Below are 19,850 nucleotides of genomic sequence, written 5' to 3'. Positions count from 1 at the left end.
CGACGCGTGTGTTCTCGCCCGTGTCGCACGGGCCGGTCGTTTCAGCGGGGGTCGGCCGGATCGTCGGTGCGGCCCACCAGTTCCAGCAGGTAGCCGTCGGGGTCGGCGAGCACCCCGATCGTCATCCCGTAGGCGGGATAGTCGGTGGCCGGGGAGACCTCCGATCCGCCGAACTCGCACGCACGACGCATGACCGCCGCCGGGTCCGGGGTGTTCAGCACGAACTTCTGCAGCATGTTCCCATGATCGGAGCGTTCCGTCGCAGATTCCCCGTGCGGCACGATGAGTTCGACGCCGGCGACGCCCGCCCGTACGATCGCCGCCTCGAACGCAGGCGTGGTGAACCTCTTCTCCAGGACGAAACCGCAGCCGCCGGTGTAGAAGTCCAGCGACCTGTCCAGGTCCCCCACCCGGATCGCGCCGAGCGAGAAGGTGACCTCGCCGGCCGTCATCGGGTCTGCGATCCGCCGTTGAAGTCGAGTGTCTGCCCGGTCATCCCGGCCGCCTCGTTCGACGCCAGGTAGGCGCAGAAGGCGCCCACCTCGATCGGGTCTCCCAACCGGCCGATCGGGATCGTCTCGAGGATGGCCTCGATCATCTCGGGAGACATCTTCTCCTCGAGGTTCTTCTGGTGACCGAGCGCCACGATGTTCGCGGTGACGCCGTACCGGCCCGTCTCGGCGGCGAGATGGCGGATGAAGCCCTCGATGCCGCTCTTGCCGGTCGCGTACATCGTCTGGTTGATGTTCTGCCCCGTGCGCGCCGAGCCCGAGGAGATCTGGATGACCCGGCCGAACCCCGTGTCGCACATCGCGTCGATGACCACCTTGATGCAGTTGAGCGCACCGAAGATGTTGAGGTCGATGGGGGCTCGCCAGTCCTCCGGCTCGAGCTCGCGGAACGGGCGGATGACCCGGCCTTCGGCCACGCCCGCGTTGTTCACCAGGATGTCGACGTGGCCGCCGAGTTCGGCCTCCGCCGCGCGGATGCCGTCGCGCGTGGCGTCGAAGTCGGTGACGTCGAAGGGCGCCGCGACCGCACGGTTGCCCTCCTCGACGATCCCGGCCGCCACCTTCTCTGCGCGCTCGGCGTGCAGGTCGTTGACGATGACCGATGCGCCTTGCCGGGCAAGCACTTTCGCGATCCCCTCGCCGACGCTCTGGCCGGCTCCGCTGACGAATGCGATCCGCCCTGTCAGTTCGAACAACTGGTCCTCCTTCTGCCGGCGCCCGCCGCACGGTCGCGTGCCGATCGCCGTCCGCCGCACAGTAGCGCCGAAGCGATCCCCGGCGAGCGGACCCTTCCCACTCAGCGGGTGACCGATCCCCTCCGCGCGGACGTCCCACCCAGCGGTCGAATCGGATACGGCCGCGCATCCGCTCTTGTACGTTCGGCGCATGACCACCGAAGGAACACCCACCCCCTCCGCCGAGGCCGGCGGTCCGGCCATTCTCACCTCGTTCACCGACGGCGTGGCGCGACTGACCCTGAACAACCCCCGGCGCAAGAACGCGATCAACCTCGAGATGGCCGCGGCCATCGAGGAGTTCTGCGATCGGGTCGCCGACGACACGAGCGTCGGCGTGGTCGTCGTCGACGCCGCGGGGCAGTACTTCTGCAGTGGGGCCGACACCCGCGACCTGGCCAGCTCGTCGGCCGACCCGGCCTCGCCGGAGGCGGTCGCGCGGACGTCGGCGGTGTACGGCGCATTCGTCCGTGTCGGAAGCCTGCCCGTACCGACCATCTCCGTCGTGATCGGCGGCGCGGTGGGTGCCGGACTGAACCTGGCCATGGCGACCGACATCATGGTGACCACCCCCGACGCCGTGCTCGACAGCGGCTTCCTGGCACGCAGCATCCACCCCGGCGGAGGCCATCTCTCCCTGCTCGGACGAGCGGTCGGCTGGTCCACCACGATCGCGCTGGCGGCGTGCGGGCAGAGCCTGACCGGCGAGCAGGCCGTGGCGCGCGGGCTCGCCTACGCCGCGGCACCGGCTGAGGAGCTGCCGGCACTCGTCGACGGGCTGACCGGACCGGCCGCCCGCGACCCCGAGCTGACCCGGCGGGTCATGAACAGCGCCCGCCTCGAGCTCGGCCCGCCGGCGGTCAGCTGGGCCTCGGCGCTCGAGATCGAGCGCGGCGTGCAGATGTGGTCGATGTCGCGGAAGGGCAAGCAGGCCTGGTCTTCCCGGGGGCCGGAGCGCAGATGACGGGCACCATCACCGAGACCCGGGCCGTCACCCGCGACGACCTGGAGGCATTGCGCGCCGACGTCCGAGCCTTCCTGCGCGACGAGATCGATCGCGGCGCCTTCGAGCCCGATGTCGACAGCTGGATGACCGGTTTCGACCCGGAGTTCAGCCGGAGGCTCGGCGAGCGCGGTTGGCTCGGGATGACCATCCCGCAGGCCTACGGCGGCCGGGGGCGCACCGCGACGGAGCGGTTCGTGATCACCGAGGAGCTGCTCGCCCACGGGGCCCCGGTGGCCGCGCACTGGATCGCCGACCGGCAGATGGCGCCGGGCATCCTCGCCAACGGCACCGAGGAGCAGAAGCAGCGCTACCTGCCCGGGATCGCGGCCGGGACGTCGTTCTTCGCGATCGGCATGAGCGAGCCGGACGCCGGCTCCGACCTCGCCGCGGTCCGGACCCGCGCCGTCGCGGGCGGCGACTCCTGGACGATCAGCGGCACCAAGGTGTGGACGACGGGTGCGCATCTCGCCCACGCGATGGTGCTGCTCGCGCGCACCGACGGTCGCCCGGAGGACCGGCACGAGGGTCTGTCCCAGCTCGTCATCGACCTCCCCCACCCCGACATCGAGATCCGTCCGCTGGAGAGCATCGACGGGCAGGCCCACTTCAACGAGGTCATCTTCCACGACGCGGTCGTCGACTCGTCGGCTCTGCTGGGCGAGCGCGGAAAGGGATGGTCGCAGGTGATGCGCGAGCTGGCCTTCGAGCGTTCCGGACCCGAGCGCTACCTCAGCACGATGCCGTTGCTGCGCGCCTGGGCCGACGAACTGCGCACGCACGGCGCGACGGAGGAACAGCGCGTGACGCTGGGCACGCTCACCGCGCGCGCCTGGGCGCTGCGGTCGATGTCGCTGCAGGTGGCCGACGAGCTGTCGGCCGGGCGGCGCCCCGATGTCCTGGCCGCCATGGTGAAGGACCTGGGCTCGACGTTCGAGGGCGACCTGGTCGACGCGATCCGCAGCTCCTCGGGAGTCGCGGCACGGCGCTCCGGCGGTTCGCGCATGGAGCGTCTGCTGGCCCAGAGCGTCCTGCACACACCGGCTTTCACGCTGCGCGGCGGCACCAACGAGATCTTGCGCGGGATCGTGGCGCGCGGATTGGGGATTCGATGAGCGAGATGTCGGCGGACCTGGTGTCCGCAGTGCGTTCGATGATCGAGCGGATCGAGATCGACACCCGGACACCGGCCGAGCACACCGACGACGCGCTGTGGGAGGCGCTGCGTGAGTCGGGTTTCACCTCGATCGACGTCCCGGAAGCGGCCGGAGGGCACGGCGGCGACACCGCGGACGCGACGTCCGTGCTCACGACGATCACCGAGAGCGGGGCGCTGGTCCCCTACGCCGAACACGCGATGCTGGCCGCGTGGCTGGCCGGCTCCGCCGGCCACGAACTCCCGGACGCGACCGCGACGATCGCGGTCGCCGACGCGGACCTCGCCCTCGATGCCGACGGCGAGCAGGCGTACGTCACCGGCGTCCTGCGCGACGTCGTCCACGTCTCGGCGGCGTCGGTGGTCGTGGCCCTGGTACCCGGCGACGGCGATCGCCCCGCACAGGTGGCGACGCTCCCGCTCGATCACCCCGGTGTGTCGGTGAGCGCCGGGGCCGACCTCCTCGGGGCGTCGATCGGCGACGTGACGCTCGACCGGGTCCCGGCGATCGGGGTCGCCGAGACCCCCGTCGACGCCGAGCGACTGCGCGAGCGGGGCGCCCTCGTCTACGCGGCGGCGCTCGCCGCCGCGGCGCGCGCAGTGTGCGACCGGACGGTGCAGTACGCATCGGAGCGTGTGCAGTTCGGCCGTCCGCTCACCAAGTTCCAGGCCGTGCAGCAGAGACTCGCGACGCTGGCCGCGCTGGCGACCATGATGGAGGTCGCCTCGTCGCGGGCCGTCGCCGCCGGCGACGGCGACCCGGTCCTCGCGGAGGTCTCGACCGCCGCCGCCAAGGTGGTGACCTCGCTCTACGGCCACGCCGTCGCCGCGGCCGGCCACCAGATCCACGGCGCGATCGGGTTCACCTCCGAGCATTCGCTGGGCCGGTTCACCACCGCGCTGTGGACGTGGCGCGACCGCCACGGCACCGAGCGCGAGTGGGCCTCCGGCCTTGCCGGACGCATCCTGGACGACGGACTCGACCCGTGGGACCTGATCACCGGCACCGTCGACGACGCGACACGACTCCCGGCATCAGCGGAAGGACAGGCACAGTGACCACGACACTCCCCGTGGACGACTCGGCATCGGACGGGCAGCGACGGGTGACGCCCCGGGCGGCGTGGCGCGCCGCCGACGCCGCGGAGGGCAAGGGCGTCCTCACCGGCGTGCGCGTACTCGATCTCAGCCGGGTCCTCGCCGGCCCCTACTGCGCGCAGAGCCTCGCCGACCACGGTGCCGAGGTGATCAAGGTCGAGGCCCCGGCCGGAGACGAAACCCGGGGCTGGGGACCGCCTTTCACCGACGACGGTGCGAGCAGCGCCTACTACCAGAGCCTGAACCACAGCAAGGAGAACATCTGTCTCGACCTGCGATCGGAGGCAGGCCTGGAGATCCTCGCCGATCTCGTCGCCGGCGCCGACGTGGTGATCGAGAACTTCAAGGCGGGCACGATGGCGCGTTGGGGCCTGGACTACGAGACGGTCCTGGCCGAGCGCCATCCGGAGCTCGTCTACTGCCGGATCACCGGTTTCGGCGTCGACGGCCCCATGGGCGGGCTCCCCGGCTACGACGCGGTGTTGCAGTCCTTCGGCGGCCTGATGAGCATCAACGGCTATCCGGACGGGAACCCGCTCCGCGTCGGCGTGCCCATCGTCGATCTCGTCGCCGCCAACCTGGCGGTCAGCGGCATCCTGCTCGCGCTCCTCGAGCGTGAGCGCAGCGGCCGCGGCCAGCTCGTCGACGTGACGCTCCTCGACTCGGTCATCTCGATCCTCCACCCGCACGCGGCCAACTGGATCGCCGACGGGCGGGTCCCCCGGCGGACCGGGGACTTCCACCCCACCGTGGCGCCCTATCAGGTCTTCTCGGCCCGCGACGGCGACTTCTTCGTCAGCGCGGCCAACGACCGCCAGTTCCGCTCACTGGTCGAGACCCTCGGCATGCCCGAACTCGCCGACGACCCGCGCTTCGCCGCCAACAGGGATCGCCACGCGCACCGGGAACTGCTCGCCGAACTCCTCGGCGAACGCATCGCCGAGTACGACCGCGCCGATCTCGCGGCCCGCCTCGAGGCCGTCGGCGTGCCCGCCAGCTCGGTGAACACCGTCGACGAGGCGCTGACCTCCCCGCAGGTCCGTCACCGCGGGCTGTTCATCGAGTCGGAGGACTACCGAGGGGTCGGCGTACCGATCTCGTTGAGCCGATCCGGGCACCGGGAGCCCCGTCCCGCGGTCGCCAAGGGCGCCCACACGCGGGAGGTGCTCGAGGCCATGGGTTACGAGCCGGCCCGGCTGGACGAACTCCGCGACGCCGGGGTCTTCGGCACGGGCTGAACGGAGGTCACCGCATGACACAGCAGGACATCACCACCCCCGACGCGTCACGTGACGGGTCGGCCTGGGATCCCGACGTCGAGGTGATGATCGACCGGATGAGGTCGCTCGACGTGAAGCCGTCGTGGCAGCGCGGCGTCGAGGCCGTGCGGGAGTCGCTCGAGTCGATCGTGCGCCCGCCGGGACCGGAGATGGCCGAGGTCGTCGACGCCGCGGCGGACGGTCCGCACGGACCGATCCCCGTTCGCATCTACCGTCCCGTGCAGGCTCCGGCCACCGGCGCACCGGCGCTGGTCTGGTACCACGGCGGCGGGATGATCATGGGGTCGCTGAACTCGTTCGACCGGCTCGCCCGAGACGTCGCGGCGGCCACCGGCGCCGTCATCGTCAACGTCGACTACCGGCTGGCGCCCGAACACCGCTATCCGGCGGGCAACGACGACGCCTTCGCGGCGCTGGAGTGGACCCACCGCAACGCCGACGACCTCGGGGTCGACCTTCACCGGATCGGGGTGGGGGGCGACAGCGCCGGCGGCGGACTCGCCGCCTCCACCGCGCTGCGCAGCCGGAACACCGACGGCCCTGCGATCGCCCAGCAGGTCATGTTCTATCCGGGCGTCGCCCGGCGTGCCGACACGCCCTCCATGCGCGAGTTCGGCGACAGCGTGTTCCTCACCGCCGAGGACATCGACTGGATGAAGAACATGTACCTCGGTGACGATCCCTCGCGCGACGACGAATACGGCACGCCCGCGATCGCCGAGTCGCTCGCCGGCCTTCCGCCGGCGATCATCGCGATCGGCGCCAACGACCCGCTCCGGGACTCCGTCGAGGCCTACGGGGATCGACTGAGGCAGAGCGGGGTCCAGGTCGCCCAGCTCAGGTATCCGGGTGTGGGGCACGGCTTCGCGATGCAGACCGCCTCGGTCGCGCGAGCACGCCTGGCGATGGCCGAGGTCGGCGCGCTGGTGGCGGCCCGGTTCGCCAACCCGGTCGGCTGACGGCCGCGCATCGGAAGACGATCCACCGAGCGGACCGGCTTCTCCATACGAAAAGACCGGCGCCACACCATGTGTGCGGCGCCGGTCTTGTCGTCGGAGGATCGGTTTCGGCGCCTCAGGCGCGGACCGGGGCGAGCAACTTCTTCAGGGGTACGGAGGTGTCCGCCAGTTCGCCGGGCGACGGGCGCAGACCACGGCCCAACGCCGACCGCAGGACCATGAAGTCGGCCGGCGAGTTGAGGCACTCCGCGGCGATCAGCTCGTCGTCGCGGAAATAGAGCGCGACCCTGCGCCGCGGCCGGTCGGGGTCCTGTCGCACCAGCACCGAGGTGTGGCCGCCCACCAGGCCGACGATCTGCAGCTTCTGATCACCCTGGTCCGACCAGAACCACGGCGGTTGACGCCGCGGTGCCTCGGTGCCGGCGATCACGCTCGCGGCGACCGCGGCCTGCTCGGTGGCGTTGTCCACCGATTCCAGGCGGTACCTGCGACCCGTGGAGGACACGTGCACGGCACAGTCGCCGATGGCGAGGGTCCGCCCGTCCGACGCCAGGCAGCGATCGTCCACCACCACGCCGCCGTCGCACTCGAGCCCGAGTTGCTCGGCCAGCTCGATCCGCGGGTTCGCCCCCACGCCGACGAGAACCGTTGTCGCCGGGATCATCCGGCCGTCGTCGAGGCGGACACCGACGATGCGGTCGTCCGAACCGACCACCGCCTCGGGCACCGCGCCGAGTTCGACCGCGGTGCCCATCGCCCGGTGGGCGGCGAGGAGGGTCTCGGCGGTCGCCGGGCCGACGGCCCGCCCCAACAGCCGGTCGGCGGCCTCGATCACCGTCACGTCGAGCCCGAGCGCGCGGGCGGTCGCCGCCACCTCGAGGCCGATGAACCCGCCGCCGATGACCGCCACGGGTCCCGCCCCGAGCCGGGACAGGAGACCGTGCGCGTCGTCGAGGTCGCGGAGGACCACGACGTCGGGGTGGTCGGCCCCCGACAGATCGAGGGTGCGAGCCCGTGCCCCGGTGGCCAGCACCAACCGGTCGAAGGTCCGCTCGCTCGTGCGGCCGTCGCTCGACAGTTCCAGGGTGTACCCGTCGCCGATGCGTCGCGCAGCGGTCACCTCGGTGTCGAGGACGAGCTCGATCCCGTTGTCCTCGTAGTGCTTGGCGTCCCGCAGCCGAAGCGAGTCCACCGTCGCCTCGCCCTTGAGCAGGGCCTTGGACAGCGGCGGCCGCTGATACGGCAGGTGGGATTCATGCGTGATCAGCGTGATCGCGCCGGTGTACCCCGCGCTGCGCAGGCCGTCGGCCAGCGCCACCGCGGCGTGCGACGCGCCCACCACCCCGACACCGTTGGATGCCGGAGCCTCCGGGATGGAGGCGCCGGGACATTCACCCGCCACGTCAGACCTGTTCGTCCGGGATGACGACGTGGACGTCGACACCCTCGGCGAGGATCAGCTGACAGGACAGTCGCGAGTTGGGTTCACGATCGGATGCCGTGCACTCGAGCATGTCCTCCTCGTCCTCCACCGGCTCCGGGAAATTGCCCATCTCGGCCGGGTCCAGATAGACGTGGCAGGTCGCGCACGACAGCGAACCGCCGCACTGTCCGACGATCCCGGTGACGCCGTTGCGGACGGCCGTCGCCATCACCGAGTCCCCGACCGCGCCGTCGATGATCTTCTCGACGCCGTCGGGCTGGGTGTAGAACACCTTCGGCACGGTTCCTCCTACCAGGTGACGGGGACTTCGACGATCGGCAGCGTCAGGTTGGTCGTGTCGACGACCGCCTCGCCCGCCAGCTTCAGGCCGGGGAGCCGCTTGAACAGCTCCGCCAGGCCGACCTGCATCTCCATGCGCGCCAACGGCGCACCCAGGCAGTGATGCAGGCCGTAGCTCAGCGTCAGGTGCGGGTTGTTCTCACGACGCACGTCGAAGACCTCGCCGTGCTCGAACGCCACGCCGTCGTGATTGACCGCCGCCGGGTCGACCAGGATGGCCTCGCCGGCCGCCACGACCTGTCCGTCGAGTTCGACGTCCTCGGTGGCGACGAACGGCACCAGGCCGCCACCGCCGGCGACGGTGTCGCCGAGGGCGAATCGCCCGTGCCGCAACACCTCTTCGACCGCGGTCGGGGCCACGCCGTCCGGGTCCTGTAGGAAGATCTCGAGCTGGTCGGGATTGCGCAGGAGCGAGAGGACGCCCGAGCAGATGAAGTTGGCGGTGTTGTCGAATCCGGCGATCACCAGGAGCATGGCGATCGGCAGGATCTCGGCGTCGGTGAGGCTGTCGTCCTTGTCACGGGCGTTGGCCAGGTCGCTGATGAGATCCTCGCGGGGCTCCTGGCGGCGGCGCTCGATGAGTTCGAAGATGTAGCCGAAGAGTTCGGTCATGTTGGTCATGACCTCTTCCTCGCTCATGTTCGACGTCGACAGCGTCGCCGAGCTCCACTTCTGGAACTTGTCGCGGTCCTCCGACGGCACGCCGAGGAGATTGCTGATCATCTGGATCGGCAGGGCGACAGCGTATTCGGGCACGAGGTTGATCGGCTCGTCGCCCTTGTCGGCGATCATCGTGTCGATCAACTCGTTGGCGTAGGCCACCGCCGAGTCCCGCATCGCCTTCACGCGCTTGGGAGAGATGGAGCGCTGCAGCAGCTTTCGCAGCTTGGTGTGGTGCGGCGGATCCTCGAACTGCAGGGTCGAGCGGAGGAAGTCCGGGAACTCGACGAAGTACGGCACCACACGCTCGCCCGTGCGGAAGGGCTCTCGGACGAAGCGCGGGTCACCGAGCATCTCCCGCGCGGTCGCGTTGCGATGGATCACCCAGACATCCCCGCCGAACGGCATCGTCATCTTCGACATCGGGCGATCTGCGGCGATCGCCGCGAACCGGGCGGCGGCTTCTCCCGGCGGCACCGCCTCGAACGGGTATTCGGTGCTGACCGTCGTCGGGTCGGCTTCGGTTGTGCTCATGTGTGTACTCCAGTGTCGGGGGCTGTGCAGCGCTACATCGGATGCCGGTCAGGACACCGGCATCTGCGCGGGGGCGACCACCTGCGGGATCGCGTCGCCGGTGATGGCCATGATCTGGTCCCACTTCTCGGCGACCGTCTCGACGGTGAGCGCCGGATCGTGGATCCCCACGGTGTTGACCAGCGCCAGGCGGTTCACGATGCCGCCGGCGACGTTGAACACCTCGCCGGTGGTCTCGCACGAGGGGTGCACGAGGTAGGCGGCGACGGGGGCCACGTGCTCCGGCAGCAGCTGCGTGCGCATGTACTCCATGATCTCCGGCGAGAGCGTGTCGGCGGCCGCCTCGGCCATCCGCGTACCCGCGCCCGGCGCAATGGCATTCACCTTGACGCCCGACTCGAGGCCCTCGAGCGCGAGGTTGCGGGTGAGTCCGAACAACGCGCCCTTGGAGCCGCCGTAGTGCGCCATGCCGGGGTTGCCCAGCATCGCCTGCGAGATGGTGTTGACGACGCGCGGGGCCGGCGACTCGACGAGGTGCGGCCAGGCGGCACGCAGGAGGCGCATCGGGCCGAGGTAGTGCACGTCGAGGTGACGCTGGTATTCCTCGTCGGGAACCTCGCGGAACGGCGCGGTACGCACGATGCCCGCGTTGTTGATCACCGCGTCGAGCTGTCCGAAATCGGAGATCGCGGCGTCCACAAGGGCATTCGCGCCCTCTTCGGTGGTGACGTCGGCGTTCACCGCGACGGCGCGGCCGCCGGCGGAGGTGATCTCCGCGACGACGTCGGCGGCCGGGTCGCCGGACTCGACGCCGGAACCGTCCGTCGTCGCGCCCAGGTCGCCCACCACCACCGATGCGCCGCGCGAGGCGAGCAGCAGTGCGTGCGCGCGGCCGATGCCGCGGCCGGCACCGGTCACGATCACCACGCGGCCGGTGAAGTCGAGTTCTGTGGTCATGTTGTCGTCCTCGGGTCTGGGGTCGGGGTCAGGAGATGTCGTCGGCCGGTGAGCCGCGTCAGGGACGGGTCGTTCCGCCGTGGTGCTTGACGTCGGCGGTCCAGATCGAGCCGAGCGCCTCCCGGGCGGACTTCTCGAAGTCGAAGACCTCGAAGCCCACGGTCATGTAGAGGGTGTTGCGGTCGGGTCCGCCGAGCAGGCAGGCCGAGGCGATGCCCTGCTCCAGCGGCATCGGGACCGCGTCGGTGAGACCGTCCTCGGTGAAGCGGGCGACGTAGCCGCCGCCGGGCAGCGCGGCCCACACGCCGCCCTCGTCGTCGAGTCCGATGCCGTCCGGCATGAACGGGCAGCTCGCGAAGTCGCGCGCGTTCGACAGCGTGCCGTCGGCGGCGCGGTCCATCACGGTGATCTTCTGCGCCATCACCTCGGCCACGAACAGCTTCGACCCGTCGGCGCTGATCGCGATCCCGTTGCCGCACATGAGTTCCGGGACGTCCGCCGGCTTGGTGACCGTCCCGTCCGGCTCCACCACGATCAACGGCGAGGTGATCGGGGTCTCGCCCTGGAAGAGGTCGAAGCCGAGCTGGGTGATGTAGGCGCGCCCGTCGGCGTCGACGACCATGTCGTTGACCGCCTTGATCGCGAATTCCGAGAGGTCGGCGTAGACGCTCAGGTCCTCGGGGCCTCCCCCGCCGTGGACGAGGAGCTTCTGCTCGTGCATCGAGTTCACGATCAGCCGGCCGTCCGGCAGCCAGCCGAAGCCGCCGAGCACGATGGGCACGTCGGTGTCGGCCGCACGGGCATTGGCGTCGACCACGACGGTCGCGTTGCCTTCCGCGTCCAGGGTCTTGAGGGTCCCCGTGTACATGTCGGAGAACCAGAAGACCCCGTCGTGCCAGCGCGGGCACTCCGGCCAGGAGTACCCGGTGGAGATGCTCCGGGCCTCGAAAGTGGGTGCGCCAGCTGCCGAGACGGCGGCCGCCACGGCGTCGACGGGACTGCTCATCGGTGAACCTCCGGAAGGTCGATTGGTGACATGTGTTGTGCGCCAATGCGTCAGCAGCAGGCGCGAGGCTTGAGTGAACTGGGTCACACGGCGTGCACGAGACGTACAGTAGGACGGCCTCCGACGGGGTGGTCGAACCCTTCCCATTCAGTGGACCGCCCTCGGATCAGGCGGGGACGGTCTCCGGGTAGACCTGGGCGAACCATGCGCGCTGGGCCTCGTCGAGGGTGCCGAGTTCCATCGCGCGCCGGCCCCAGGACTTGATCAGCTCGAGGAACGAGGTGACGTCGTAGACGTCCTCCTCGCGGGAGAACTTCCCGTTCCCGGCGTAGGTGAGGACGGTGATGTGGGGCGCCGCGAAGCGGGAGCCGTCACCCGGATCCTTCATGACGTCCTCGAGCGCGGTCACGATGACGCCGTTGACCTCGTCGATGACGTGCCAGCGCTCCGGGAAGGCCACGGTGTGGTCGCCGGGGAACTGCGCCAGCGACGGCTCGGCCCACGCCCAGACCGCGTCCTTGCCCTTGAGCTCGCCGGCCATCTGCTCGACGTAGACGACGTCGTCGGTGAAGAGATCGATGAAGTCCTTCCAGCTTCCCTCGCCGGAACCGGCACGGTTGATCGCGGTGAACCACGACTGGTAGGCGTTCTCGAGTTCTTCACGGGTCCATGTGTTCGTCATGGGCGCCGACGCTATGTGCCGGCACCACCGGTTCGCGGCCCCGAGTTCCGCTGACCGGGAAGAACGCCGCCCCCGCGTCATCGCGAGCGACGCGATCTCCCATTCAGCGGGCGGGGCGCACCCGCGGGACGCGGCCCCGGATGGAGCATGCACGTGCCGCACCGACCTCGCGCACACCAGACCCGCGCCGCTCTCGCTCACCGCACGGCGCGCACGAAGGAGACGACGAATGACGACGACCGCATCCGGAACCGACATCCAGGCCCTGGTGACCGGCTATCTGACGGCCATCTCGACCGGCCGGTCCGCCGACATCGCCGCCCGGTACGCGCCGGACGCCCGGCTCGAGGACCCGGTGGGGTCGGAGCCCAGGGTCGGTCGCGAGCAGATCGAGGAGTTCTACCGCGGACTCGACGGCGTGGACACCTCCGCCGAGCTCATCACCCTCCGCGCGGCGGGGAGCGAGGCGGCCTTCCACTTCCGGGTCACCACGTCACTGCCCGACCGCACGATCGTCATCGAACCGATCGACGTCATGACCTTCGACGAGGACGGGCTCATCACCTCGATGCGGGCGTTCTGGTCTCCGGCCGACGTCGCGGTGACCCAGGGCGACCGGTGAGGGGCCGCCGCTCGCCGGAACCCATGACCTCCCACCCTGGCGGTCCATTTCTGTAACGTGTTCTAATTCAGGGAGTAGAACACGTTACAGCTGCGTCGCACGAAGGGGACCCCATGGCCGGCTCGACCGATCCACAGCAGACCAGCCCAGAGCAGACCGGCACCGCACCGGAGACCTACGACGTCGTCGTCGTGGGCGCGGGCGGCGCCGGCATGAGCGCCGCGATCACCGCGGCCCGCAAGGGCCTGAAGACCGTCCTGATCGAGAAGTCGCCCTACTGGGGCGGCTCGACCTCGCGCTCGGGCGGCGGTGTGTGGATCCCGAACAACTCGGTGCTGCGCCGCGACGGCGTCGTCGACTCGCCGGAGAAGGCCCGCGAGTACGTGCACGCGATCATCGGCGAGCACGCGCCCGCCGACCGCATCGACGCCTACATCGACCGCGGACCCGAGGCGCTCGATTTCCTGATGAAGTACGCGCCCCTCGACCTCGAGTGGGTCAAGGGCTACTCCGACTACTACCCGGAGGCGCCCGGCGGCCGGCTCGAGGGCCGTTCGGTGGAGCCGCGTCCGTTCGACGCGCGCCGCCTCGGCGACGACCTGAAGACCCTGCACCCGCAGTACACCAAGGCGCCGCTGAACATGGTCGTGCTGCAGTCGGACTACCGCTGGCTCAACACCGGCCTGCGCCACTGGCGCGGCCCGCTGCGCATGGCCAAGGTCGGCGGCAGGTTCTTCTGGGCCCGCAGCCGGGGCAAGAAGCTCATCGCGATGGGCGCCGCGCTCGCCGCCGAACTCCTCATCGGGGTCCGCGAGGCCGGCGTGCCGCTGCGCCTGAACACCGGTCTGGTCGACCTGATCACCGAGGACGACCGGGTGGTCGGCGTGATCGCCGAGTCCGACGGCCGCCAGTTCGAGATCCGCGCCCGCCACGGCGTGATCCTGGCCTGCGGCGGCTTCGAGCACAACGCGGAGATGCGCAAGAAATACCAGCGCGAGCCCATCGGCTCCGAGTGGACCACCGGCGCGCCGAGCAACACCGGCGACGGCATCAACGCCGGCCTCAAGGTCGGCGCCGCGGTCTCGCTCATGGACGACGCCTGGTGGGGTCCGACGATCCCGCTGCCGCGCGGCCCCTGGTTCGCGTTGTCGGAGCGTTCGGTTCCGGGCACGTTCATCGTCAACCTGCGCGGCAAGCGCTACATGAACGAGTCGCTGCCCTACGTGGAGGCGGTGCACCACATGTACGGCGGCGAGTTCGGACACGGCGAGGGCCCCGGCGAGAACGTGCCGTCGTGGCTGATCTTCGACCAGCGGTGCCGCAACCGGTATCTGTTCGCCGGGATCAACGCCCGTCAGCCGTTGCCCAAGAAGTGGTTCGACTCGGGTGTGGTCGTCAAGGCCGGCAGCATCCGCGAGCTCGCGGAGAAGATCGGCGTGCCCGCCGACGAACTCGAGGCGACCACCGAGCGCTTCAACGGCTTCGCCCGCTCGGGCGTCGACGAGGACTTCCACCGCGGCGAGAGCGGCTACGACCACTACTACGGCGACATCACCAACAAGCCGAACCCCAGCCTGGGCGAGGTCTCCAAGCCGCCGTTCTACGCGGTGAAGATGGTGCCGGGCGACCTCGGCACCAAGGGCGGCATCAACGCCGACGCCGCCGGCCGCGCACTGCGCGCCGACGGCTCGGTCATCGAGGGCCTCTACGCCGCAGGCAACACCAGCGCCCCGGTGATGGGCCACACCTACGCCGGCCCGGGCGCGACCATCGGACCCGCGATGGTCTTCGGGTACCTCGCCGCCTCCGACATCGCCGAGAAGGCCACCGCCGGCGACGAGAACCGCACGCCGGCCACGACACCGCAGACAGGAGCCTGAGAATGCCGATCGATCCCGCCGTCGCCGTCGGAGCCGAGCTGCCCGAGGTCTCGTTCGAGTGGTCGGCGTCGGATGTCGCGCTCTACCACCTCGCGGTGGGCGCGGCCGCCGACCCGATGGACGCCAGTGGCCTTGCCTACGTGCACGATTCCGACCCCAAGGTGCTGCCGTCGTTCGCGACGGTGGCCGCGTCGTTCCACGCGACCGAGCCGCCCAAGGTCTCCTTCCCGGGCATCGACATCGACCTGGCGAAGGTCGTCCACGGCAGCCAGCGAATCACCGCTCACCGGCCGCTGCCGCCGAGCGGCAAGGCCACCACGCGGACCCGCATCGCCGAGGTCCAGGACAAGGGCTCGGCGGCGGTGATCATCCAGGAGTCGGTGACCACCGACGACTCCGGACAGACCCTGTGGACCGCGCGATCGTCGATCTTCGCCAAGGGCGAGGGCGGATTCGGCGGCGAGCGAGGGCAGTCGGAGAAGGTCGCCTACCCAGAGCGCGAACCCGACCACCGCCTGACGGTGCCGACCCTGCCGAACCAGGCGCTGCTGTACCGCCTCTGCGGCGACCGCAACCCCCTGCACTCGGATCCCGAGTTCGCGAAGCGGGCCGGGTTCCCGCGACCGATCCTGCACGGCCTGTGCACGTACGGATCGGTCTGCCGCGCGATCGTCGACGAGCTGCTCGACGGCGACGTCACCGCGGTGGCCGACTTCTCGGCGAGCTTCGCCGGGGTCGTCTTCCCGGGCGAGACCCTGCAGGTCGACGTGTGGGAGGACGGATCGCGCCTGCTGGCCACCGCGAGCGTCGTGGAACGGGAGGGCGCGAAGGCCCTCGCCAATGTGGTGTGCGCGCGTAGCTGACGCGCCCGCGGCGGCCGCGTTGCGCGGTCACCGGGGGCCAGTACTCTGTCCACGCGGTCCGGCAATCGGGCCGCGTGGACCACTACGTCGCATATCCCCAAGGAGACCGCATGAGCGATTCGCTGACGCCCCTTCTCGCCGACAACCGCAGCGCCCTGGTGACCGACCTGGTCGGTGTCATCGACGCGGAGGTTGCCGACCAGTCGGGACTGAGCGGCGCCGCTGTGAAGACCGCGTACGCCGCGGTCCAGAAGGTGAAGCCGAACGTGGTGCACAGCGCCACGGATGTGCTGGCCGAGGACTTCCTGACGGCCCTGGCGCCGTTCTGGGACTCGAAGCCGGCGGGGGTCTCCTTCGCCGATCACCTCTCGGCCAACGGCGACGCCGCGGCCGAGGCGCTGCTGGCGGTCACCGACGCCCAGGCCGACACCGCACGTCCGGCACTGGCGAAGGCCTACAACTCGCTGCGCGGCAAGGCCAAGAACTATGTGGTCGCCGCCCTGCCGCGAGTGGGCGCAACCATCGAGAAGCACGCCCTCTGACGTGCGCCGGTCGCGTCGTCGGCGATCAGACCGCCGACGACGCGATCACCACGAGTGCCACGACCACGCCGATGAGCGCCGCGAGCATCGACAGCACTCGCCAGACGTGCACGCGGGCCGGTGACATCTCGACACGGTCCGATGTGGTCGGGGTCGCGCCGGTGCCCGACGCAACCGGACTCGACACCGCAGTGGTGGACGCGACGGAATTCGACGCGATGTGGGGTGAGGCCATGACCTGTCACCACTTTCGATTGTCCGGGGCCGACTTCGACCGTTGCGGTCTGCAGTCCAAGGATCGGTTCGATCTGCGATCTCGCACTGGCAGGCGGGATCTGGGCTTCGCCCGGAATTGGTACTGCAGTGACAAATGTGTCACAAGTTACCCCGGATACGAAGTCTCCCGCCGGGCGTGTCGCGACAACGCAACCACGACGAGACGGCCGGCAGGACTGCCTCCCCACGTACTCCTCCCCGAGACCAGGAGCGGATCATGAAACTGCCGAACGGCGTCCGGATGGATTGGCGCTCCGCCTGGTTGGTCCTCATCGCCTGCCTGTCGGTGAGCATGGTGGTCGCCGCGATGGCGGCCCTCAACACGGCGCTGCCGGACATCGCGATCGACACCGGCGCCGACGCCGGCCAGATGACCTGGATCGTGGACGGTTACACCCTCGCGCTCGCCGCGCTGCTGCTCCCCGCGGGCGCGATCGGCGACCGTCTGGGGCGCCGCGAGGTCCTGATCGTCGGGCTCGTGCTGTTCGGCGTCGCGTCGCTGGCCGCGATCTGGGTGAACGGGCCCGAACAACTGATCCTCACGCGCTGCCTGGCCGGTGCGGCCGCCGCGCTGATCATGCCGACGACGTTGTCGCTCATCACCTCCGGCATGCCCGACGGGCAGCGCGCACTCGGCATCAGCATCTGGTCGGCCATCGCCGGCGGCGGCGCGATCGCCGGCTTCCTCGTCACCGGCCTGCTCCTGGAGTTCTTCTCCTGGCACTCGATCTTCATCACCTTCGCCGCCTCGTCGGCGGTGTCGGCGGTTCTCTGCTTCACCATCGGCACGAGCAAGGACAGCGATCCCGGCCGCTTCGACATCCCGGGCAGCCTGTGCTCGGTCCTCGCCGTCACCGGCATCGTCTTCGGCCTGCTCGAGGCCCCCCACCGCGGATGGGACGACGCCCTCGTGCTGATCTGCCTGATCGGCGGAATCCTGCTGGGCGTGTTGTTCGTCGTGGTCGAGCTGCGTTCGGCCTCGCCGCTTTTCGACATCCGCCTGATGCGCAACCGCGCGTTCGGCTCGGGGTCGCTGTCGGTGGCGGTGCAGTTCCTCGCCTCGTTCGGCATGTTCTACCTCGTGCTCCAGCTGCTGCAGCTGGTCTTCGGGTACTCGCCGCTGCAGTCCGCCCTCGCGCTCATGCCGTTCGTCGTCGGGGTCGGCGTCTTCGCGATGCTGTCCAACTGGCTGGCCGTGCGGCTCGACTCGCTGAAGTTCGTGATCGCCGGCGGCGCGCTGTTGTGCGGCATCGGCCTGACCCTTCTCGGCCTCATCCAGGTGGACGGCTACTGGACGCTGGCGGGGATCCTGTCGGTCATCGCCATTGGCATCGGGTTCTCGTCCGCCCCGGCGACCACCGCGATCATGTCCAACACCCCGCTCGACAACCAGGGCGTCGGCTCGGCGGTCAACGACACCGCGCGCGAGATCGGCGCGGCCATCGGCATTGCGATCGCCGGCTCGATGGTGGCCGCCGGGTACAAGGCCCGGATCGGCCCGACCGCCGACCTCGCGCGCGAACAGCTCACCGCCTACGGCCAACAGCAGATCGCGGCCGGCGACGTCGCCGGCGGCGAGGCCACCATCGCGCAGGCACAGCAGGCCGCCACGCACATCGAACGCTCCCTCGCCGAGGCGCGTGTCGTGGTCGACAACCTCTCCGGCCGGTCGCAGGAACTCGCCGACCGGATCGCCGACGGCAGCCAGTCCGCCTTCGACGTCCCGTTCGAGCACGCCTCGCTGATCCTCGGCGGCATCATGCTCGCCAGTGCCGCCGTCCTGTTGTGGCTCACTCCCCGCCGCGTCGTCGAGGGGCCGGTGTACATCGAGCGGTCCTACGTCGAGTCCGACGAGCACGAGTCCGAGGAGTACGAGTCCGACGACGACGGGACCGGTGACGACGGGCACAGCGGCCGCGAGCACGATCTCGACGACACCTCGAGTCGAGGACTGTCCACCCGAGACTGACCTCCCCTGACCGGGCAACCCGCGCACTCGCGCGTAATCTGTCTGCGGTGCTCACCACGGACAGCGTCGCAGGATGCCTCGTCGGCGTCGTCGCGCTCCTCGTGGTCATCGCCGCAACTCTTGCCGCGCAGCGGGTCCCGGCCGTCGCGGTGGCCGCACCGGTCGCCGCGCTCCTCGTCGCCCTCGGCCTGACCGACCTCGATTCCGCGGTCGACGAGGTCCTCGCCATGGCACCGACGATCGGCTTCCTGGCCGCGATGCTGGTGATCGCCGAGGTGTGCGCCCGGGAGGGGGTCTTCCGCTGGGTCGGGTCGGTCCTGGCCGGTTGGAGCCGGTCCTCACCACGCCGCCTGCTCCGCATCGTGTTCGTCGTGGCCGCGGTGACCACCGCGATCCTAAGTCTCGACACGACGATCGTGCTGCTGACCCCGGTCGCGGTGGCCACGGCCCGTCACATCGGCGCCCGGGTCACGCCGATCGCGTTCTCGAGTGCGCACCTGGCCAACACCGCGTCGACGCTGATGCCGGTGTCGAACCTGACCAATCTGCTGGCGTTCTCGGCCACCGGCCTGAGTTTTCTCGGCTTCACCGGGCTGATGCTGGCGCCGTGGGTCGTCGGGATCGCCGTCGAATACCTGATCTTCCGGTGGTTCTTCGCCGACGCGCTGCGGGAGGCGGCACCGTCCGACGTCCCGGCGTCCGGGACGCCTGAAGCCGAACCCGCACCGGTCCATCGACCCGGTCTCCTGCTCGTTGCGCTGGGCCTGCTGCTCGTCGCCTTCGTGATCGCCGAGCCGTTCGGCGTGCCGCTCGCGGCGGTCGCCGGCGTCGGCGCGGTGGTGTTCGCGCTGCCCGGGCTGATCCGTTCGCCGCTGCCGGCGCTCCGCGACGCGGCGGTCGCGGTGAACATCCCGTTCCTCGGCTTCGTCGCGGCGTTGAGCGTCGTGATCCTGCCGGTGCGCAACGGCCCGCTCGGCGACTGGATCGGCCGACTGATCCCGTCGTCGTCCACGCTGCTCGGCATCCTCGTCGTCGCCCTGGTGGCCGCGGCGCTGGCCAACCTGGTCAACAATCTCCCGGCGACGCTGTTGCTGATCCCGCTCGTCGCCCACGACCCGGGCCTCGTCCTGGCGATGCTTCTCGGGGTGAACATCGGGCCGAACCTGGCCTACTTCGGCTCGCTGGCGAACCTGCTGTGGCGCGAGATCATGCACAAGAACACCGCCGCCCCCACGTCACGGGAGTACCTGCGCCTGGGGGCGCTGACGGTTCCCGTGACGCTGGGGGCGGCGGTGTTCGCGTTGTGGGCGGGGTTGTCGGTCGCTCGCTGAGGA

At 70.2% G+C, this 19,850-nt stretch carries 20 protein-coding genes; 11 read left to right on the top strand and 9 right to left on the bottom strand.

From position 1 onward, the window contains the following. Nucleotides 1-41: 41 nt before the first annotated feature. Nucleotides 42-452: a VOC family protein gene (locus E1P53_RS15850; RefSeq protein WP_131734872.1), complete on the bottom strand. Its 411-nt coding sequence runs from the start codon at nucleotides 450-452 to the stop codon at nucleotides 42-44. Next, nucleotides 449-1,207, bottom strand: coding sequence for an SDR family NAD(P)-dependent oxidoreductase (locus E1P53_RS15845; RefSeq protein ID WP_131734871.1), 759 nt, complete (start codon nucleotides 1,205-1,207; stop codon nucleotides 449-451). Before E1P53_RS15845 ends, E1P53_RS15850 begins: the two co-directional genes overlap by 4 nt. Nucleotides 1,208-1,397: 190 nt before the next feature. On the opposite strand from E1P53_RS15845, the gene E1P53_RS15840 reads away from it, so the two are divergent. The 5 genes from E1P53_RS15840 to E1P53_RS15820 are packed head-to-tail and all read left to right on the top strand — an operon-like array spanning nucleotide 1,398 to nucleotide 6,742. Continuing rightward, the gene (locus tag E1P53_RS15840; protein WP_131734870.1) at nucleotides 1,398-2,210 is read left to right on the top strand and encodes an enoyl-CoA hydratase-related protein; all 813 of its coding nucleotides are present in this window, start codon (nucleotides 1,398-1,400) and stop codon (nucleotides 2,208-2,210) included. Beyond that, nucleotides 2,207-3,364 carry an acyl-CoA dehydrogenase family protein gene (locus tag E1P53_RS15835; RefSeq protein WP_131734869.1) on the top strand — a complete coding sequence of 386 codons (1,158 nt, stop codon included), beginning with the start codon at nucleotides 2,207-2,209 and terminating at the stop codon, nucleotides 3,362-3,364. The genes E1P53_RS15840 and E1P53_RS15835 overlap by 4 nt, the downstream gene beginning before the upstream one ends. Continuing rightward, nucleotides 3,361-4,464, top strand: coding sequence for an acyl-CoA dehydrogenase family protein (locus E1P53_RS15830; protein WP_131734868.1), 1,104 nt, complete (start codon nucleotides 3,361-3,363; stop codon nucleotides 4,462-4,464). The genes E1P53_RS15835 and E1P53_RS15830 overlap by 4 nt, the downstream gene beginning before the upstream one ends. Next, nucleotides 4,461-5,741 (top strand): CaiB/BaiF CoA transferase family protein, encoded by a 1,281-nt coding sequence (locus E1P53_RS15825; RefSeq protein ID WP_168698233.1) that lies wholly within the window; start codon nucleotides 4,461-4,463, stop codon nucleotides 5,739-5,741. Before E1P53_RS15830 ends, E1P53_RS15825 begins: the two co-directional genes overlap by 4 nt. A gap of 14 nt (nucleotides 5,742-5,755) precedes the next feature. Continuing rightward, on the top strand, nucleotides 5,756-6,742 hold the full coding sequence (locus tag E1P53_RS15820) for an alpha/beta hydrolase (RefSeq protein WP_131734867.1): 987 nt from the start codon (nucleotides 5,756-5,758) through the stop codon (nucleotides 6,740-6,742). Between the two features lie 115 nt (nucleotides 6,743-6,857). Here the strand turns inward: E1P53_RS15820 and E1P53_RS15815 are convergent, their stop codons facing one another. The 6 genes from E1P53_RS15815 to E1P53_RS15790 all read right to left on the bottom strand — a co-directional run bounded on the left by E1P53_RS15815 (nucleotide 6,858) and on the right by E1P53_RS15790 (nucleotide 12,364). Continuing rightward, the gene (locus E1P53_RS15815; protein ID WP_230824245.1) at nucleotides 6,858-8,081 is read right to left on the bottom strand and encodes an NAD(P)/FAD-dependent oxidoreductase; all 1,224 of its coding nucleotides are present in this window, start codon (nucleotides 8,079-8,081) and stop codon (nucleotides 6,858-6,860) included. A gap of 64 nt (nucleotides 8,082-8,145) precedes the next feature. After that, nucleotides 8,146-8,466, bottom strand: a complete 321-nt coding sequence (locus E1P53_RS15810; protein WP_131734866.1) for a 2Fe-2S iron-sulfur cluster-binding protein — start codon at nucleotides 8,464-8,466, stop codon at nucleotides 8,146-8,148. An 8-nt stretch (nucleotides 8,467-8,474) separates the two neighbouring features. Beyond that, nucleotides 8,475-9,719, bottom strand: coding sequence for a cytochrome P450 (locus E1P53_RS15805; RefSeq protein WP_131734865.1), 1,245 nt, complete (start codon nucleotides 9,717-9,719; stop codon nucleotides 8,475-8,477). A gap of 48 nt (nucleotides 9,720-9,767) precedes the next feature. Then, nucleotides 9,768-10,676 (bottom strand): SDR family NAD(P)-dependent oxidoreductase, encoded by a 909-nt coding sequence (locus E1P53_RS15800; protein WP_131734864.1) that lies wholly within the window; start codon nucleotides 10,674-10,676, stop codon nucleotides 9,768-9,770. A 58-nt stretch (nucleotides 10,677-10,734) separates the two neighbouring features. Continuing rightward, nucleotides 10,735-11,682 carry an SMP-30/gluconolactonase/LRE family protein gene (locus E1P53_RS15795; protein ID WP_131734863.1) on the bottom strand — a complete coding sequence of 316 codons (948 nt, stop codon included), beginning with the start codon at nucleotides 11,680-11,682 and terminating at the stop codon, nucleotides 10,735-10,737. Nucleotides 11,683-11,848: 166 nt separating this feature from the next. Next, on the bottom strand, nucleotides 11,849-12,364 hold the full coding sequence (locus tag E1P53_RS15790; protein WP_131734862.1) for a nuclear transport factor 2 family protein: 516 nt from the start codon (nucleotides 12,362-12,364) through the stop codon (nucleotides 11,849-11,851). 229 nt (nucleotides 12,365-12,593) lie between these two features. Between E1P53_RS15790 and E1P53_RS15785 the strand changes: the two genes are divergently transcribed. The 4 genes from E1P53_RS15785 to E1P53_RS15770 all read left to right on the top strand — a co-directional run bounded on the left by E1P53_RS15785 (nucleotide 12,594) and on the right by E1P53_RS15770 (nucleotide 16,271). Further along, nucleotides 12,594-12,986 (top strand): nuclear transport factor 2 family protein, encoded by a 393-nt coding sequence (locus E1P53_RS15785; protein WP_131734861.1) that lies wholly within the window; start codon nucleotides 12,594-12,596, stop codon nucleotides 12,984-12,986. Nucleotides 12,987-13,099: 113 nt separating this feature from the next. Continuing rightward, entirely contained in the window at nucleotides 13,100-14,866 is a 1,767-nt protein-coding gene (kstD, locus tag E1P53_RS15780; protein ID WP_006898964.1) for a 3-oxosteroid 1-dehydrogenase, read from the top strand. 2 nt (nucleotides 14,867-14,868) lie between these two features. Continuing rightward, complete coding sequence (gene chsH3 / locus E1P53_RS15775) at nucleotides 14,869-15,729, top strand: enoyl-CoA hydratase ChsH3 (RefSeq protein WP_006898963.1); 861 nt, start codon at nucleotides 14,869-14,871, stop codon at nucleotides 15,727-15,729. A 110-nt stretch (nucleotides 15,730-15,839) separates the two neighbouring features. Beyond that, nucleotides 15,840-16,271, top strand: coding sequence for a DUF6918 family protein (locus tag E1P53_RS15770; RefSeq protein ID WP_006898962.1), 432 nt, complete (start codon nucleotides 15,840-15,842; stop codon nucleotides 16,269-16,271). Between the two features lie 25 nt (nucleotides 16,272-16,296). On the opposite strand, the gene E1P53_RS15765 is transcribed toward E1P53_RS15770, so the two are convergent. Next, nucleotides 16,297-16,506, bottom strand: a complete 210-nt coding sequence (locus E1P53_RS15765; protein ID WP_006898961.1) for a hypothetical protein — start codon at nucleotides 16,504-16,506, stop codon at nucleotides 16,297-16,299. A gap of 258 nt (nucleotides 16,507-16,764) precedes the next feature. Here E1P53_RS15765 and E1P53_RS15760 point away from each other — a divergent pair, with 258 nt between their 5' ends. Further along, nucleotides 16,765-18,516, top strand: a complete 1,752-nt coding sequence (locus E1P53_RS15760) for an MFS transporter (RefSeq protein ID WP_131734860.1) — start codon at nucleotides 16,765-16,767, stop codon at nucleotides 18,514-18,516. Nucleotides 18,517-18,563: 47 nt separating this feature from the next. Further along, a complete protein-coding gene (locus E1P53_RS15755; RefSeq protein ID WP_131734859.1) occupies nucleotides 18,564-19,847 on the top strand; it encodes an SLC13 family permease in 1,284 nt (427 codons plus the stop codon). The last annotated feature ends 3 nt before the right edge of the window (nucleotides 19,848-19,850 follow it).

The organism is Gordonia paraffinivorans (assembly GCF_900683595.1).
In the GTDB taxonomy this organism is placed as follows: Bacteria; Actinomycetota; Actinomycetes; order Mycobacteriales; family Mycobacteriaceae; genus Gordonia; species Gordonia paraffinivorans.
This window is presented reverse-complemented; position numbering and strand designations above follow the sequence as displayed.

What these genes read in the sequence shown, in the direction of transcription:
- chsH3 (WP_006898963.1), top strand. Translation starts at nt 14,869, where the DNA reads ATGCCGATCGATCCCGCCGTCGCCGTCGGAGCCGAGCTGCCCGAGGTC.
- E1P53_RS15840 (WP_131734870.1), top strand. Translation starts at nt 1,398, where the DNA reads ATGACCACCGAAGGAACACCCACCCCCTCCGCCGAGGCCGGCGGTCCG.
- E1P53_RS15820 (WP_131734867.1), top strand. Translation starts at nt 5,756, where the DNA reads ATGACACAGCAGGACATCACCACCCCCGACGCGTCACGTGACGGGTCG.
- E1P53_RS15850 (WP_131734872.1), bottom strand. Translation starts at nt 452, where the DNA reads ATGACGGCCGGCGAGGTCACCTTCTCGCTCGGCGCGATCCGGGTGGGG.
- E1P53_RS15790 (WP_131734862.1), bottom strand. Translation starts at nt 12,364, where the DNA reads ATGACGAACACATGGACCCGTGAAGAACTCGAGAACGCCTACCAGTCG.
- E1P53_RS15785 (WP_131734861.1), top strand. Translation starts at nt 12,594, where the DNA reads ATGACGACGACCGCATCCGGAACCGACATCCAGGCCCTGGTGACCGGC.
- E1P53_RS15805 (WP_131734865.1), bottom strand. Translation starts at nt 9,719, where the DNA reads ATGAGCACAACCGAAGCCGACCCGACGACGGTCAGCACCGAATACCCG.
- E1P53_RS15770 (WP_006898962.1), top strand. Translation starts at nt 15,840, where the DNA reads ATGAGCGATTCGCTGACGCCCCTTCTCGCCGACAACCGCAGCGCCCTG.
- E1P53_RS15835 (WP_131734869.1), top strand. Translation starts at nt 2,207, where the DNA reads ATGACGGGCACCATCACCGAGACCCGGGCCGTCACCCGCGACGACCTG.
- E1P53_RS15760 (WP_131734860.1), top strand. Translation starts at nt 16,765, where the DNA reads ATGAAACTGCCGAACGGCGTCCGGATGGATTGGCGCTCCGCCTGGTTG.
- E1P53_RS15765 (WP_006898961.1), bottom strand. Translation starts at nt 16,506, where the DNA reads ATGGCCTCACCCCACATCGCGTCGAATTCCGTCGCGTCCACCACTGCG.
- E1P53_RS15800 (WP_131734864.1), bottom strand. Translation starts at nt 10,676, where the DNA reads ATGACCACAGAACTCGACTTCACCGGCCGCGTGGTGATCGTGACCGGT.
- E1P53_RS15830 (WP_131734868.1), top strand. Translation starts at nt 3,361, where the DNA reads ATGAGCGAGATGTCGGCGGACCTGGTGTCCGCAGTGCGTTCGATGATC.
- E1P53_RS15795 (WP_131734863.1), bottom strand. Translation starts at nt 11,682, where the DNA reads ATGAGCAGTCCCGTCGACGCCGTGGCGGCCGCCGTCTCGGCAGCTGGC.
- kstD (WP_006898964.1), top strand. Translation starts at nt 13,100, where the DNA reads ATGGCCGGCTCGACCGATCCACAGCAGACCAGCCCAGAGCAGACCGGC.